General features: G+C 73.2%; 11 protein-coding genes. 3 read left to right on the top strand and 8 right to left on the bottom strand.

All coding sequences use genetic code 11. From position 1 onward, the window contains the following. Positions 1 to 43 precede the first annotated feature (43 nt). The 3 genes from ACFV9H_RS25825 (at position 44) to ACFV9H_RS25815 (ending at position 6,074) form a co-directional block, all read left to right on the top strand. Complete coding sequence (locus ACFV9H_RS25825) at positions 44 to 3,136, top strand: protein kinase (RefSeq protein ID WP_385402378.1); 3,093 nt, start codon at positions 44 to 46, stop codon at positions 3,134 to 3,136. 42 nt (positions 3,137 to 3,178) lie between these two features. Next, a complete protein-coding gene (locus ACFV9H_RS25820) occupies positions 3,179 to 5,269 on the top strand; it encodes a TPM domain-containing protein (RefSeq protein WP_385402375.1) in 2,091 nt (696 codons plus the stop codon). 85 nt (positions 5,270 to 5,354) lie between these two features. Next, positions 5,355 to 6,074, top strand: a complete 720-nt coding sequence (locus ACFV9H_RS25815) for a PspA/IM30 family protein (RefSeq protein ID WP_385402373.1) — start codon at positions 5,355 to 5,357, stop codon at positions 6,072 to 6,074. A 148-nt stretch (positions 6,075 to 6,222) separates the two neighbouring features. Here the strand turns inward: ACFV9H_RS25815 and ACFV9H_RS25810 are convergent, their stop codons facing one another. The 8 genes from ACFV9H_RS25810 to ACFV9H_RS25775 all read right to left on the bottom strand — a co-directional run bounded on the left by ACFV9H_RS25810 (position 6,223) and on the right by ACFV9H_RS25775 (position 15,707). Further along, positions 6,223 to 7,440, bottom strand: coding sequence for a hypothetical protein (locus tag ACFV9H_RS25810; protein WP_385402371.1), 1,218 nt, complete (start codon positions 7,438 to 7,440; stop codon positions 6,223 to 6,225). A gap of 49 nt (positions 7,441 to 7,489) precedes the next feature. After that, positions 7,490 to 10,099 carry a SpoIIE family protein phosphatase gene (locus tag ACFV9H_RS25805; RefSeq protein ID WP_385402443.1) on the bottom strand — a complete coding sequence of 870 codons (2,610 nt, stop codon included), beginning with the start codon at positions 10,097 to 10,099 and terminating at the stop codon, positions 7,490 to 7,492. Positions 10,100 to 10,245: 146 nt separating this feature from the next. After that, the gene (locus ACFV9H_RS25800) at positions 10,246 to 10,674 is read right to left on the bottom strand and encodes an ATP-binding protein (protein WP_385402442.1); all 429 of its coding nucleotides are present in this window, start codon (positions 10,672 to 10,674) and stop codon (positions 10,246 to 10,248) included. Positions 10,675 to 10,828: 154 nt separating this feature from the next. Then, on the bottom strand, positions 10,829 to 11,242 hold the full coding sequence (locus ACFV9H_RS25795) for a (deoxy)nucleoside triphosphate pyrophosphohydrolase (protein ID WP_385402368.1): 414 nt from the start codon (positions 11,240 to 11,242) through the stop codon (positions 10,829 to 10,831). A gap of 25 nt (positions 11,243 to 11,267) precedes the next feature. Next, positions 11,268 to 11,453 carry an SPOR domain-containing protein gene (locus ACFV9H_RS25790; protein WP_214943524.1) on the bottom strand — a complete coding sequence of 62 codons (186 nt, stop codon included), beginning with the start codon at positions 11,451 to 11,453 and terminating at the stop codon, positions 11,268 to 11,270. A 160-nt stretch (positions 11,454 to 11,613) separates the two neighbouring features. Then, entirely contained in the window at positions 11,614 to 13,305 is a 1,692-nt protein-coding gene (locus ACFV9H_RS25785) for a purine-cytosine permease family protein (protein ID WP_385402365.1), read from the bottom strand. 340 nt (positions 13,306 to 13,645) lie between these two features. Continuing rightward, positions 13,646 to 14,398, bottom strand: coding sequence for a GntR family transcriptional regulator (locus ACFV9H_RS25780; protein ID WP_385402362.1), 753 nt, complete (start codon positions 14,396 to 14,398; stop codon positions 13,646 to 13,648). Positions 14,399 to 14,546: 148 nt separating this feature from the next. Next, positions 14,547 to 15,707 carry a DUF4190 domain-containing protein gene (locus ACFV9H_RS25775; protein ID WP_385402360.1) on the bottom strand — a complete coding sequence of 387 codons (1,161 nt, stop codon included), beginning with the start codon at positions 15,705 to 15,707 and terminating at the stop codon, positions 14,547 to 14,549. Between the last annotated feature and the right edge of the window lie 28 nt (positions 15,708 to 15,735).

The following is a 15,735-nucleotide window of genomic DNA, read 5'->3' as shown; positions in this document are numbered from 1 at the left end:
CCCCTGAAGTAGCGTCGATTGACGTGACGTCAGGGGGCTTCGCGTGCGCGTGGGGGATCAGCTGGGCGGCCGGTACCGACTGGACCAGCGGCTCGGGCAGGGTGGCATGGGCGAGGTCTGGCGGGCACACGACCTACAGCTGGGCCGGTCCGTCGCGGTCAAGGTGCTGCTGGAGGCGGCGACGGGCGACGAGGTCGTCGCCCGGTTCCGGCGCGAGGCCACCATCGGGGCCCGGCTCCAGCACCCGGGCATCACGGTGGTGCACGACGTGGGGCAGGAGGACGGCCGGCTCTTCATCGTCATGGAGCTGCTCTCCGGCGAGGACCTCGGGAGCGTACTGGCCCGCGAGCGGGACGGACTGCCGGTCGCCACCGTGCTCGGACTGGCCGCCCAGACGGCGGAGGCCCTGGCCGCCGCGCACGAACAGTCCGTGGTGCACCGGGACCTGAAGCCCGCGAACCTGTTCCTGCTGCCCGGCGGCCGGCTCAAGATCTGTGACTTCGGCATCGCGCACTCCTCGGACGCCACGGCGGGCTGGACGGTGACGGGCCGGATCTTCGGCACCTTCGCCTACATGGCCCCCGAGCAGTGGCTGGGCGAGCACGTGGACGCGCGCTGCGATCTCTACGCCCTGGGGTGCGTGCTGTACGCCCTGCTCTGCGGGAAGCCGCCCTTCGGCGTGGCCGAGCCGATGTACACCCTGGCGCGCAGGCACATCGAGGAGCCCCCGGCCCCGCTGCCCGCGGCGCCCCCCGCCCTGGCCGGGCTGCTCATGGCCCTGCTGGCCAAGAAGCCCGCCGAGCGCCCGGAATCGGCACGCGTGGTGGGCGAGATCCTGCGCGGGCTGTCGGCCGCGGGCCCGGCGCCGGAGTACGTCCCGACGGTCGTGGAACGGGGCACCCACGGCGCCCCTGCCGGCGCCTCCCGATCCCAGGAGCCGCCGTGGGAGCTCGTGCGGGAACTGCTGCGTCAGGCGGAAGAGGCCGTGCGGGTCACGCCCGGTGCCGGGGAGCGGCGCCTGGAGGCCCTGGCCGCCGCCGCGGACGTCGCCGCCCGCTTCGACGCCGGGCTCGCGCAACGACTGCTCACCGATGCCGAGCTCTGCGCCTGGACGGACGGCGGCGGCGGGGCCCGGGTCGCCGTCCTGCTGACCGCCCTCGCCCGGCGGATCTCCGTACATGCCCCCGCGCGCGGCGGGCGGGTGCTGACCGAGGCCCAGCAAGCGCTGTTCACGGAATTCGGCCCGACCCGCGCGGACCCGCTGCGCCAGGTGGCCGAGGCACTTGCGGCGGTCGCCCCGGAGCGCGCGGCCCAGCTCGCCCTGCACGAGTTCGGGGACCGGTCGACGACCGACCGCATCCTGGCCCGGGCCGCCGTCGCCGCCGCCCGCACCGATCACGTGCTCGCGGCCCGGTACCTGTCCCACATCGGCGACACCGGCCTGTACGCGGCCACCGAGACCGACATCGTCGCGGCGATCGCCGAACGGGACCTGCCCGGGGCACTGCGGCACGCCGAGGGGATCGGGCAGCCCGGTGCGCGCGCCGTGGCCCTGGCCCGGATCGCCCGCGCCAGGGCCGACGCCGGGGACCCGGAGACCGCGGCCGAGGCGCTCGGCCTCGCGGAGCGGACCGCTTCCCGTGCCGCGCGGGAGCGGGCCGTCGCTCTGCGGGAGACGGCGGACGAACTGGCCGCGCGGGGGCAGCGCGTGCAGGCCGCGCGGTTGCTCGGCCAGGCGGAGGGCATGCTGCGGGCGGACGGGGAAAGGGTCGGCGACCCGGAGATCGACATGGTCATCGGCTCCTTGGCCGAAGCCCGCCGGCGGCTCGCGCAGGGCTCCCCGACAGCCCTGGATCCGGCGACCGCCCGGGACCGGGCGACCGCGGCGCGTGCCGCGCACCCCGCGGGTCCCGAACGGGCCCTCGCACTGGCCGGGATCGCCCGGGAGTGCCTGGCCGGATGGTCGGCGCCCTGGCTCCCGGAAGTGGCCTCGGATGCCGGCACCCCGCCGGAGCACCCCCCGGTGACGGCCGGCGGCGCCGACTCCCCGCTCCGGCTGAGCCACCGCCTGGAGGGACTGTCCGGGGTACCCCGCTGGTCCACCTCGGCGACCCCGTCATCGCTCCGCCGGGTCGGGGACGACGTGGCCTGGATGGCGGGGGGCCATGTGGGCTGCGTACGGGCGGAGAACGGCGCGACGCTCTGGATGGCGGCCGCCGACGCGGGGGTGCGGGCGACTCCGCTGTCCGGGTCGAGGTCGGTGGCCCTCGCGGCGCACCCGAACGAGAGCGTGGTCCATGTCGCGGTGCAGCGGCGGGACGCCCCGGGGGTGCGGCTGCTGGCGCGGGAGGCGCTGAACGGCAGGGTGCGGTGGTGGCGCGACCTGCCCGGGGAGACTCCCGTGGGCTCGCCGGACCGCGCGCGGTTCACGGTGGCCGGGAACCTCGTGCTGTACGGGGGTCGGGAGGCGGTGACGGCCGTGAGCGCGGCCACCGGGCAGGAAGTCTGGCGGCATGCGGGGCCGTTCACGGACGCGCTCGCGCTGACGGTCGGTCCGGACTGCGTGGTCCTCGCCGACCGAGGGGGCCTGACGAGCCTGCACCTGCAGAGCGGCGCCCTGCTGTGGCCGGGGGCGGGGGTGGAGGCGCCGAGTGTGCCCGTGGGCCCGGTCCACGTGGTGGACGGGACCGAGTTGCGCGCGCTGCACCAGGGCACCGGCGTGCCGCTGTGGGCCGTCGAACTGGGTGTGCCCGCCCCCGTGGCACTGGCCGGACGGGGCGTGTTGTACGCGGCCGGGGTGCTTCGGGGCACTCGGGGGGACTCGGTGTTCGCCGTCGACGCGGACTCGGGCCGGGTGGTGTGGCGCAGGGAGGTCACGGCGCGGAGCGACGCCCGCGACTGTGTGCTCGAACTGCTCGGCATCCGCGCCGGACTGCTGTACGTGAAGTCGGCGAGCGGCAACACCGGCAGACTGCGCCGGCAGGCCGGGACCCCGTTCCTGACCGCCCTCGATCTCGCGGACGGCAGTGTCCGATGGCGCTGGGCGCACCCCGGTATCGGCCGCCACGAGGCGATCCTGCGCGCGGACAGCGTCGTGCTCCCGCTGCCCGAACTGACGGCGATCACCTTGCTGTGACTCCGGGTGCGGAAGGGCCGAACCGCCCATACCCTCCCAAATGTGATCCCGCCGAGAAGTAGGTCGAGAAGCGAGATATGCGTACGGGCCGGGCTCGCCCTGGCCGCCGGACTGATCACCGTCGGCGGTTGGGGCGTGGCCGGGGCGCCGCCCGCGCGGGCGGACGATCCCGTCACCCTGTCGCAGCAAGGGCAGATCACCGACCGCGTCGGGGCACTGGGCGACCGGCAGCCGGCCGTCACCGCCGCGCTCGACAGGCTCTACGCGGACCGCCGCATCCAGCTCTTCGTGACGTACGTACGCGACTTCTCCGGGCGCTCCGCCCAGAGCTGGGCCGACGCCACCGCGGAGAAGAACGGCCTCGGCCAGAACGACGTCCTGCTGGCCGTGGCGACCGGGGCCCGCCAGTACGCGTACTCGGCCGCCGTCGACTCCGGTTTCACCGAGCAGCAGCTGGCGGAGGTGGCCCGGGTCGCCATCGAGCCGGCCCTGAAGCAGAACGACTGGGCGGGCGCGGCCATCGGCGCGGCAGGCGGCTACGCCGCGGTGCTGGGCGGGCAGCCCGTACCGGCGCCGACCATCACGCCGGGCCCCGCCGATCCCGGCGGCAAGGCGAGCGGGGAGAGCGGCGCCGGGGACTACGTGCTCCCGGTGGTCGCGGTCGGCGCGGCCGGGGCGCTCGGCCTGTACGCGTACACCCGCCGCAAGCGCTGGGTCTCCGGCAGCGGCCGCGGGGCCACGACCGGGCCGGGCTGGCCCGAAGGGGCGCCGGACCGGCTCCCGCTCCCGGAACTGGACACCAAGGCCAAGACGCTGCTGGTGGAGACCGACGACGCGATCCGTACCAGCATCGAGGAACTCGGCTTCGCCGACGCCCAGTTCGGCGAGGCGGCGATCGGCCCCTTCACCGAGGCCGTGAAGTACGCCAAGGACGAGCTGACGCACGCCTTCCGGCTGCGCCAGCAGCTCGACGACGCCTACCCCGAGGACGACGCGACCCGGCGCCGGATGCTGGACGAGATCGTCGCCCGCTGCACCGAGGCGAACCGGCGGCTCGACGCCGAGTCTGCGGACTTCGACCGGCTGCGGGACCTGGAGAAGAACGCCCCGCAGGCCCTCGCCACGGTGGAGCAGCACTTCCGGGCACTCACCGGGCGCGCCACCACGGCCGAGGCGACCCTGACGGCGCTGAAGCGGCGGTACGCCGACTCCGCGTCCGGGCCGGTGGCGTCCAACCCCGAACAGGCCGAGGAACGGATGCTGTTCGCGACGACCAGTCTCGACGAGGCCCGCGCGGCGCTCGACGCCGGCGACAACGGCAAGGCTGCCGTGCACGTACGCGCCGCCGAGGGCGCGGTGGACCAGGCGGCGACCCTCGTCGACGCGGTCGAGCGGCGGGCGCAGGAGCTGGCGCAGGCCGCCGGGAAGCTGCCGGGCGCGCTGAACGAGGCGGAGACCGACCTGGCGGACGCCCGCGGGCTGCTGACCGGCACCACGGAGGGCACCTCCACGGCGGACCTGCGCGGCCGGATCAGCCGGGCGGAGGCCGTACTGGCCGACGTACGGCAGGAGGAGGCCGGCGGCCGGTACGACCCGATCGACGCCCTGCGCCGCATCGAGGAGGCCGACGCGGCCCTCGACGAGGCGCTGGCCGGTGCGCGGGAGCGGGAGTCGGGCCGGCAGCGGGCGGTGGCCCTGCTCGACCAGGCCATGCTCTCGGCGCGCAGTGCGATCGGAGCGGCCACGGACTACGTCACCACCACCCGGGGCGCGGTCGGCAGCCAGGCCCGCACCCGGCTGGCGGAGGCCGGCCGACACCTGGAGCGGGCCGCGGCCCTGTCCTCGTCGGACCCGGCGGGAGCGCTGGCGGAGGCACAGCGGGCGGATTCCCTCGCCCGGCAGGCGCAGGAGCTCGCGGAGGCCGACGTACGGGCGTACCAGGACCCGTACGCCGGCAGGCGCGGCGGAGGCGGCGGCCGGGGCGGCGCGGTACTCGGCGGAATCATCCTCGGCGAGATCCTGCGCGGCGGCGGCCTTGGGGGCGGGGGCGGCTTCGGCGGCGGGGGCCGCGGCCCGGGCTCCTTCGGCGGCGGCGGAACCCGCGGCCGCATGGGCGGCGGCGGCCGCTTCTGAACCGCGTTCGGCTTTCGGCTTCGGCTTCGGCAACACGCCTTCCCCTTGACCCTTGACCCTTGACCCTTGATCAGGAGAGCCCCACATGAGCAAGCAGACCATCCTCGGCCGTGTCACGCAGCTCGCCAAAGCCAACATCAACGCACTGCTGGACCAGGCCGAGGACCCGCAGAAGATGCTCGACCAGCTGATCCGCGACTACTCGAACAACATCTCGGAGGCCGAGCAGGCCGTCGCGACGACGATCGGCAACCTCCGGATGCTGGAGGCGGACCACAAGGAGGACGTGGAGGCGGCCGCCGAGTGGGGCACCAAGGCGCTCGCGGCGAGCAAGAAGGCCGACGAACTGCGGGCCGGTGGCTCCGCGGTGGACGCCGACAAGTTCGACAACCTCGCGAAGGTGGCGCTGGGCCGGCAGATGCAGTCCGAGAAGGAGGCGAAGACGGCGGAGCCGACGATCGCCGCGCAGACGGAGGTCGTGGACAAGCTCAAGTCGGGCCTCGACTCCATGAAGAGCAAGTTGACGGAGCTCCAGGCGAAGCGGGACGAGCTGGTGTCTCGGGCCAAGACCGCGCAGGCGCAGAACACGATGATGGACGCGGTGAAGAACATCGACGTGATGGACCCGACGAGTGAGTTGTCGCGGTTCGAGGACAAGGTCCGCCGGGAGGAGGCCAAGGCCCTCGGCAAGCAGGAGCTGGCGGCCTCCTCGCTGGACGCGCAGTTCGAGTCCCTGGAGGACCTCGGCAAGACGTCCGAGATCGAGGCGAGGCTCGCTGCGCTCAAGCAGGGCCGCGCCGCCTGATCCCTCCCGGGGGGTGCGGGTGGGTGCCGGGCTCCGCCCGTACCCGCGGCTCAAAACGCGGCGCTCCGCGCCCGCGCCTCAAACGCCGGCGGGGCTGGAACATCCGGCCAGAGGCGCGGGGTCCGGGGCGGAGCCCCAGCAGCGGCGCTCAGCCGGATGACCGACCCCCCAGGCGGGCTTCGGCGGCCGCGCGGACCTCGGGGTCCTCCATCGGGTCGTCCCGCAGGACCGCGAGCCGGGCAACGGCCTCCGGCCCGTCCGGCGCCTCCGCGATGCCCAGCAGCCGCGCCCCGGTCTCGCAGTCCCAGAGCGACTCGGTGTGCGTGTGGTCCAGGCCGCCGCGGTCGACGGCGGCGAGCGCCCGCAGATAGTCGGGCCGCTCCAGGGAGTGCGGGGTGCGCAGCCAGAACCGGCGCAGCACCGGCACCGCCTCGGCCGCGTCGGGTCCGAACCGGGCGAGCCGCTTCGCGGTCAGGTAGGGGCCGCACCAGTCCCGCTCCCGCCACTGGTCCGCCAGTTCCGCCACGAGCCGCGGGATCACCTCGGGCCCGAGGTGATCGGCCAGTACGTCGGCCCCCAGAGCGGCCAGCCACTCCCGCTCGTCCGCCGCCCACCACCGCGCGGCCGGCACGGCGAGGGCGCCGAGGCCCTCCACGGCCCGGGTGAGGGCGGGCAGCGGTAGCCTGCCGTCCGAGCGCCCGAGCAAGGGCACGAGCGGGATCAGCCCTTCCTCCGGTGGCCGGCGGGCCAGTACGTACAGCGCGCCGATCTTCTCGCCTTCGCCGGTACGGGGGTCGGCCAGCAGGGCGAGCAGCTCCTCGCCGCTCCGGTCGGCGAAAGCCTGGGCGGGCAGGTCGGGGAAGACCTTCGTCTCCATCCCGAACCGGATCCACGGCTCGCAGGGCCACAACTCCTCCTGCTCCCCGCCGATCCGGGACCGCGCGACCGGCTCCAGGTCCTCCCACCACTCGACCGGCCAGAGGTCCGCGACCGACTCCAGTACGCGGATCCAGTGCGCGCCCTCGCGGACATGGGCCCGCAGGCCCTCCCTCGCTTCGTCGGATCCGGCGAGAGCGAGCAGCTCCAGTACCTCGATCGCCCGCATGCAGTCGTCCTCGTCCCCCGCCAGCTGCGCCACCACGGGCGCGGGGGACAGTTCCAGGTCCCGGAGCAGACGCGCGTGGAAGAGGGCGCGGTGGTCGAGACCGTCCCAGCGCCAGTCCCGCCGGATCACCTCGTACACGAGCGGCGCGGCCGCCGCCGGGTCCTGCCCGGCCCGTACGGCGCCCAGGCCGCGGCCGCGCTGGAGCAGCCCGTGCAGCGAGTCGTAAGGGGCGTACCGGGCTCTGTGTTCGTCGTCGCTCATCGCCCCGTACCCTGCCCGCCGCGGTACGGGGCCGCCACCGGTTATCCGTTCATCCGTACATGTTCAGCAGCTGCTCCGCCGAGAGTTCGGCCACCGCCTCCGCCGTCGCGCCGGGCAACGGCAGCTCGAACCAGACCGTCTTCCCCCGGTGGGTACGGCGGGTGCCCCAGCCGGCCGACAGCAGGCCGACCAGCTGGAGGCCCCGGCCGCCCTCGTCCGTGTCACGGGCCCGGCGGCGTCTCGGCTGGACCAGGTTCGCGTCCCACACCTCGCAGACGAGGGTCCGGTCGAGCAGGAGGCGGAGCCTGATCTCGCCCTCCCCGTACCGCAGGGCGTTGGTGACGAGCTCGCTCACCAGGAGTTCCGTGGTGTCCAGCAGGCCTTCGAGGCCCCACGCCGGCAGCTTCGCCCGGGCCAGTTCCCGGGCGCGGCCCACCGAGCGGGCCTCGCGGGGCAGCTGCCAGTCGCCGACGGCGTCCACGGGCAGGCCCTGTACCCGGGCCATGAGGAGGGCGATGTCGTCCTCCCCGTGCCGGGTGTCCAGGGTGTTCAGCACGTGGTCGCAGACGTCTTCCAGCGGGCGGACCGGGTCCGCGAGGGCCTCCCGCAGCCCACGCAGGCCCTCCTCCAGCGGGTGGTCGCGGGATTCGACCAGTCCGTCGGTGTAGAGCGCGAGGAGCGCGCCCTCGGGGAGATCCACCTCGACCTCCTCGAAGGGCTCGCCGCCCACGCCGAGGGGCATGCCCGGCGGTACCTCCAGCAGCAGCGCGGGCCGCGGCTTGCCGGCCTCGTCCGGGGGCTCCACCAGTACCGGCGGCATGTGGCCGGCGTTGGCGATGGTGCAGCGCCGGGTCACCGGGTCGTAGACGGCGTACACGCAGGTGGCGAGGTACACCTCGGAGCGGTCGGCGTCCCGCGAGTGCAGGGCGGCCCGGGAGGCCTGCTGGGATCCGCCGGGGGCGCCGAGACCGCGGGCGATCTCGTCCAGCGCGGTCAGCACCTCCGCCGGTTCGAGGTCCAGCAGCGCGAGGGTCCGTACGGCGGTCCGCAGTTCGCCCATCGCGACGGCGGCCCGCAGCCCACGGCCCATGACGTCGCCGACGACCAGCGCGGTGCGGTGCCCCGGGAGTTCGATGACGTCGAACCAGTCGCCGCCGACCTCGGTGGCCGCGTTCCCGGGCAGGTAGCGGCAGGCGATGTCGAGGCCGGCCGCTTCCGGGTCGCCGGGCGGCAGCAGGCTGCGCTGCAATATCAGCGCCCGCTCGTGCTCGCGCCGGTACAGCCGCGCGTTGTCTATGCACACGGCGGCGCGGGCGGCCAGCTCCACCGCGACCGCCCTGTCCCGTTCGCCGAAGGGTTCGCTGCCCTTCGTACGGGAGAACTGCGCGAGCCCGACCACCGTGTCGTGGGCGACCATCGGCACGACCAGCGTGGACTGCACGAGGTCGTCCGGCCCGCCGCCCTCGATCAGCCGCGGCCGGGCCGTGCGCAGCGCGAGCGCGCCCGGCGAGGCGGCCGGGTAGCGGTGGACCTCCCCAACGGAGACCAGCGCGCCCGGGCCGGACAGCGGCGCGTCCGAGACCGCCGAGGCGAAGGCGACCCGCCGCAGCGGCGCGGACGGGGTGCGTGCCGGGCCCTGGCCGGGCAGGCTCGGCACGCCGGGGCCTTGTGGCCGGGCGGGGCGGTCGTCGTCGCCGAGCAGCAGCCCCTGGTAGAGGTCGACGGCGGCCAGGTCGCAGAAGCCGGGCACGGTGACGTCGAGCAGCTCGCGGGCGGTGGTCTCCAGGTCCAGGGAGTTCCCGATCCGGTGCCCGGCCTCGTTGAGCAGGGCGAGGTTGCGCCGTACGCCGGCGGCCTCGCGGGCGGCGAGGTGGCGCCGGGTGACGTCGGTGCCGATGCCGGCGACTCCGATGGGCCGGCCGGTGCCGCCGTGCACGCGGTAGAGGTTGATGGACCAGTGACGGTTCTCCCGGCTGCCGGGGGCGGCTCCGGTGATCCGGAGGTCGGTGACGGAGTCCCCGGTCTCCAGGACCCGGCGCAGGGCCTCGGCCATCCGGTCGGCCTCGTCCCGCGGCAGGTAGTCGTGCACGGTCCGGCCCCGGTGCTCCTCGGCCGCTCCCCCGAAGACGGTGGCGAAGCGGCGGTTGGCCCGCTGCACGGTGAGGTCCGTGCCGAAGAGGAGGAAGCCGAACGGAGATTGGCCGAATATGGCTTGTGAGGCCGCAAGATCGGATTCGATGCGTCGCAGCGCGCGTACGTCGACGACGACGCACAGCGCGGCCCGCTCGGAGCTTTCGGTCTGGGTCGGCATCACGTAGATCTCCGCCACCCCGTGCGTGCCGCCCCCGCCGGGGATGCGGAAGGGGATCAGGCCCGTCCATTCTTTGCCGTCGAGGATCTCGGAGACCCTGCGGTGGGCGTCGGCGCGCAGCTCCGGCGGCATGAAGGCGTCGACGGGGTCGCGGCCCACGGCCTGGGAGGACGGCAGCCCGAAGAGTTCCTCGGCGCGCAGGCTCCACTGGTCGATGAGCCCGTCGGGCCCGATCGAGAACGACGCGACCTTTATGTAGTCATATATCGAGCCAGGTGGACTGCTGTGCCACAGGGCGTCGTGCCATGTTTCGCGAGGCACGCTGGTCTGCTGTGCCTGCGCAGGTATCTCGCTCACGCGACCGTCCCCTCCAGCTCACCGCAACCGGACCGGCCATGACCGCAGTATTCAGCACCACGGCCCCGCTCGGCACGGCGTTCACGATCACAAAAAGGTCCCGTTAGTTTCGAGCCACGTCACGTGATCTCACCTTGTTACTCACCAGGAAGAGCCAACTCGAACCACACAGTCTTGCCCGACTTCCCGTGACGGGTCCCCCAACGCTGCGAGGAGGCGGCGACGAGGTGCAGTCCGCGGCCGCCTTCGTCGTCGGGCTGCGCGACCCGTTCGCGGGGCGGATCCGGAAGCGGATCGGAAACTTCCACGAGCAGCGCGGCCCCGCCCGCCGGGCCGGTGGCGGCTGGATCACGCCGTACCAGCCGGACGCCGATGGGGCCGGAGGCGTACCTGAGGGAGTTGGTGACGAGCTCGCTGACCAGCAGGACGGTCACATCGCCGACGGCCTCCAGGCCCCAGGCCCTGAGGGTGCCGCGCACGGCGTGGCGGGCGGTACGGACGGCACCGGGCTCGGCGGGGAAGGCCCATTCGGCACGTTCACCGTCTGTGTCGATCACGCCGATCACTTCCCGGGCCAGCATTGACCCCAGTCCGGTTCGTCTGTGACGAAAGGGGGACGAGATAGGGACTAATAGCGACATACCCGATATTTGAGGCGTCGTACCACCCGATCCCCCGCCCACCGGCGCACTGTGGCGCAGACGGCCCAGCGCGCGAGCGTCACGCGCCCCCGTCGGCGCTCGCGCTCCGCAACCGGCGACCGGCCTCGGCGACGGCGGGCCGGTCCTGGTCGAGCCAGTCCACCGACTCCAGCTCCTCCGGCCCGAGCCAGCGCAGTTCGTCGTGGTCCTCCAGCGGGGCCGGCACTCCGGAGAGCAGCCGGGCCGTCCACACGTGCAGGACGAGGCCGGGCTTCAGCGGCCACTCACCGGGGATCCGCTCCAGCGGCTCGGTCTCGACGCCGAGTTCCTCGCGCAGTTCGCGGACCAGCGCCTCGGGGACGGACTCACCCGGCTCGGCCTTGCCGCCGGGCAGCTCCCAGCGTCCGGCGAGCTCCGGCGGCGCGCTGCGTCGGGCGGCCAGCAGGCGCCCCTCATGACAAAGGGCTCCGCCCACGACCACTCGTACAGTCATGGGCGGAGCCTATGTCAACGCTCACTCAGTTCGTCGTGGCGGTCTGACCGATCCGCTCGACCCAGTAGAGCTGCTTGTGTCCTCGGTCATCGAGACTGTCGACGACCTTCTGGGCCTCGGCCCGGGTGGGATAGCGACCCACCCGGTAGCGGTTGCCGTTGTCGTCCTGACGTATGACCAGCCACGGAAGCAGGGCACCGCTGTCGTTCATCGCGTTTCACCCTCCGCCGACGTACCTGCCCGGGAAACCGCATTGCGCATATGCCCGAGCTTACGCCCGACCTTTACGCAGCGGATACGGTTTTTCACGAAGAGGTACCTCGCGGGCGTACTCATCCGGCCATGTGTACGAGTGAGCCGTGCGCGCCGGTTCAGACGGGGCGTACGGGGCGCACCGCGGGCATCGGCAGGATCACCGCGCCGCCCGTCGCCTCCTTGCGGCAGACGTCCCCGCAGGTCGCGTCGAGCGAGCAGCAGAGCGAACAGATCGGGCCCGATTGCACGGGGCAGTCGGCGATGTCGGGGAGTTCGTACGACGTCTCGCAGACGGAACAGACGTGGGTGGCGGTGACGTCCTCGACCGCCACGTCCGGCCCGTTCACGGTGTTCGGCCGGGCCAGGTAGTACTTCCCCCTGGTCATCCAGGCGATCAACGGGCACAGCAGGAGGGCGAGGCCGGCCGCGATGAAGGTGGAGAAGGCCTCGGCGTAGGTGCCGAACAGCCCGAAGAAGGCGAGGATCGAGACGGTGGAGGCGATCACCATCGCGCCGAAACCCGCCGGGTTGACGGCGTACAGGTAGGCCCGCTTGAACTCGATGTACGGCGGGCTGAGTCCGAGCCGCTTGTTGATCACGAGATCGGCTGCCACGGCGGCGATCCAGGCGATGCCCACGTTGGAGTAGAAGCCCAGCAGCTTGCCGAGCATCGCGAACATGTTCAGTTCCATCAGCGTCAGCGCGATGCCGAGGTTGAGGAAGATGTACCAGACCCGGCCGGGGTGGCGGTGGGTGACGCGGGAGAAGAAGTTCGACCAGGACAGCGAGCCGCTGTACGCGTTCGTCACGTTGATCTTGATCTGCGAGACGATCACGAAGAGCGCGGCGGCGGGCAGCGCGAAGCCGCCGAGCCACGGGCGCAGGGCCTCGATCTGCGGGGCGATCGGCTCCAGGGCGTGCGTGGTGCCCACCGCCTCCAGGGCGACGAACGCCAGGAAGGCGCCGCCGAGTTGCTTGGCCGCGCCGATGATCACCCAGCCGGGCCCGGCGGCGAGCACGGCGAGGTTCCACTTGCGGCTGTTGGCGGGGGACTTGGCGGGCATGAACCGCAGGTAGTCGGCCTGCTCCCCGATCTGCGCGATGAGCGAGAGGGCGATGCCGGTCCCGAATCCGAAGCCGATCCAGGAGAACCCGGATCCGGCGCCCTGGGTCCCGCCGAAGTCGGCGAAGGCGCCCCACGCTTCGGGGGCGTGGAAGGCGAGCACCACGAAGGGCAGCACGAGCCCGATCAGCCAGATCGGCTGCGTCCAGGCCTGCACCTTGGCGAGCGCGCCCATGCCCTTGAACACGATCGGGATCACCACGAGGGTGGTGAGGAGGTAGCCGACCTCCAGCGGGAGCCCGACCGCCTGGTGCATGGCCTGGGCCATGATCGAACCTTCGAGGGCGAAGAAGATGAAGGTGAAGGACGCGTAGATGAGGGAGGTCAGGGTGGACCCGAAGTACCCGAAGCCGGCCCCGCGGGTGACGAGGTCCATGTCCAGGCCGTACGTGGCGCACGCGCGGGCGATCGGAATGCCGGTCAGGAAGATGACCACGGCGGCGGCCAGGATCGCGGCGGCGCCGCTGGTGAATCCGTAGGCGAAGACGATGGACGCGCCGATGGCGAAGTCGGCGAGGTAGGCGATCCCGCCGAGGGCGGTGCCGGCGACGGTGCCTGGGCCCCAGCGGCGGAAGGAGTGGGGCGCGTATCTGAGCGAGTAGTCCTCACGACTTTCGTCGGCGGCCAACTTCGCGTAGCTGCGGGTTGCTTTCGCGGGGGCGGGGGTGGTGGCGGTGTCGGTCATGCCGTCCGACGCTAGGCCGCCCTTGTGACGCCCCGTCACGCATTGGTGTTGCCCGGGGGTTACACCCTCCGGACCCCCTGTCCGCTGTCCGGTGCGCCACCGCTGTCGGGGGCTCCGCCCCCGAGCCCCCGCGCCTCAATCGCCGGCGGGGCTGAATTTGGCCGGCGTCAGCCGCAGGTGCACGCGGCGCAACCTTCCGCCCGCAGCGGCACATCCAGCCTCGCCGGCGTTTGAGGCGCGGGGTACGGGGCGGAGCCCCGGGCTTTGAGCCGCGCTGGACAGGCGGCATCGGGCACATCCAGCCCCGCCGGCGATTGAGGCGCGGGGCGGCGGCGCCGGGCTACCGCACGGGTAGGTGGTACGACAGGCGGTACCGGTCCGCCGGAACCACCACGTCCGCCGTCTCCACCGCACGGCCCGACGCGTAGTACGTACGGCCGATCACCAGCACCACGTGCCCCGGGACTCCCCCCAGCAGCAGGATCTCCTCCGCCAGGCCCGGCCGTGCGCCGACCTCCTCGACCACGTTGTCCACGACCACGTCGATCGCGGCCATCCGGTCCACCACCCCGGAGCCGCCCAGCGGGCCCTCCTCCGGGAGCATCACCGGGGTCCGGCCGGTCACGGCGAGCGGCTCCCAGGAGGTGGACAGCATCATGGCCTCACCCGCGTCGCGGAAGACGTACCGCGTCCGCATCACCCGCTCGCCCGGCTCGATGCCCAGCCGCTGCGCGACATCCGCGGGCGCGCCCGTCTGCTCGCTGTTCGACTCCCACGTGCCCCGCGCGCCCGCGTCCGCCTGTTCCTGCCGGAACGGCGTCGACGTGCCGCCCGTGCGGTAGCCGGAGCGGGCGACCCGCCGCGGGACCGGCTGTTCGCGTACGTACGTGCCGGACCCGGAGCGGCCCTCCACCAGGCCCTCCGCCATCAGGACCTTGCGCGCCTCCAGCGCCACGGTGTCGGAGACCCCGTACTCCTCGCGGATGCGGGCCTGCGAGGGGAGCCGGGCGTGCGGGGGCAGGGAACCGTCGACGATCTTCCGTCGCAGATCCCCGGCCACGCGCAGATAGGCCGGCTGCTCACCGAAAGTCACTGGCCACTCCCATCAGGTTGACAGACAGCTACACCCTGGCAACCGACGGTTGTACATCGCAAGCAAGGGCCAGAGTTTCACCCGAAGTGATGAAGCCTGGTCACTCAAACCTGTTACCGCGCGTTACCGAGGAGACGCCCCGACGACCTCACACCGACTCGCGCGAAGGCCCCCGCCCGGAGTCCGACTCCGAGTCCTCCGGATACTCCTCCAGCCACGGCGGGATGTCCGTCGCCAGCCCGTACGCCCCGCGCAGCGCCTTCTCCGTCTCGGGTGACATCGCGCCCAGCGCCCGGTCCCACTGCTTGTCGAAGTCCGCCGGCGTCCTGGACTGCGCGGCGCGCTGCCACGCCGCGCGGGCCGCCTCGATCTCCTTGAGCTGCGCCCGGGCGGTCTTCTCCATCCCCGGCAGGGCCGTGTGGCCGCCCACCACCTTCGCCTCCTCCGCCAGCGCCGAGGACACCTCGCGCGCCCACTTCTGGTGCTCGGCGAAGGCCTCGTCGAGCTCCCCCTCGGGAGGCCGGCTCAGGACGAACTCGACGGCGTTGGCCGCCCGCAGGAAGGCCGCCTGCTCCGGTTTCAGCGTTCCGGCGTCCTGGCGCAGGCTCCCCTTCTGCTCCTCGCCCGTCGTCCCGATCACGCACAGCAGCCGCCGGTCGCCCTGGCGCCAGGACTCGCGCGAGGGCGCGTAGTAGAACATCTCCGCGTAGGCGGGCAGGGCCCAGGTGTCCATCGCGTACGTGTCCTGCGCCCTCCAGCACTCGTCCTCGTAGGCCCGGTCCGCCTCGGGCGACTCGGGGGCCGCCTTCGGGTCCATCGGCTTCGACTCGGTCACCTCGCCGTGGTGCACCAGGCCGCAGTCGATCTTGTACATCAGGGGGTGCTCGGCCATCAGGTCGCCGCGCGGGACGTTGAAGCAGTCGCCCGCCCGCAGGTCGTCGATGTCGGCGAGCTCGCCCTCCACGTCGCCGAGCTCGCGCACCGAGTCCAGCCGGTGGCGCAACTCCGTCGCGACCCGGTCGGCGGAGAGGACCACGACACCCGTCATGAGCACCGACACCACCAGACCGACGATCGCCAGGGCCTTGCCCTGCTCCCCCTTCTTCGCGATCTGTACGAGTGCCACGATGCCGAAGACGATGCCGAGCGGCGGCAGGCACAGCAGGCCGACGAGGAGCGAGGCGAGCGCGAAGCCGTTGAGCCCCGGCGGCCGCTGCCCGTACCCCGGAGGCGGACCCCACCCCGGCTGCGGCGACGGCGGGGCCCAGGGGTTGCCCGGCCCGGGCGGCGGTATCGGCGGGGTGCTCACAGCGGCGGACTCCATAACGGGAGGGGCG

The sequence above is a fragment of the Streptomyces sp. NPDC059874 genome, assembly GCF_042731135.1.
GTDB lineage: Bacteria > Actinomycetota > Actinomycetes > Streptomycetales > Streptomycetaceae > Streptomyces.
This window is presented reverse-complemented; position numbering and strand designations above follow the sequence as displayed.

What these genes read in the sequence shown, in the direction of transcription:
- ACFV9H_RS25815 (WP_385402373.1), top strand. Translation starts at nt 5,355, where the DNA reads ATGAGCAAGCAGACCATCCTCGGCCGTGTCACGCAGCTCGCCAAAGCC.
- ACFV9H_RS25790 (WP_214943524.1), bottom strand. Translation starts at nt 11,453, where the DNA reads ATGAACGACAGCGGTGCCCTGCTTCCGTGGCTGGTCATACGTCAGGAC.
- ACFV9H_RS25795 (WP_385402368.1), bottom strand. Translation starts at nt 11,242, where the DNA reads ATGACTGTACGAGTGGTCGTGGGCGGAGCCCTTTGTCATGAGGGGCGC.
- ACFV9H_RS25810 (WP_385402371.1), bottom strand. Translation starts at nt 7,440, where the DNA reads ATGAGCGACGACGAACACAGAGCCCGGTACGCCCCTTACGACTCGCTG.
- ACFV9H_RS25785 (WP_385402365.1), bottom strand. Translation starts at nt 13,305, where the DNA reads ATGACCGACACCGCCACCACCCCCGCCCCCGCGAAAGCAACCCGCAGC.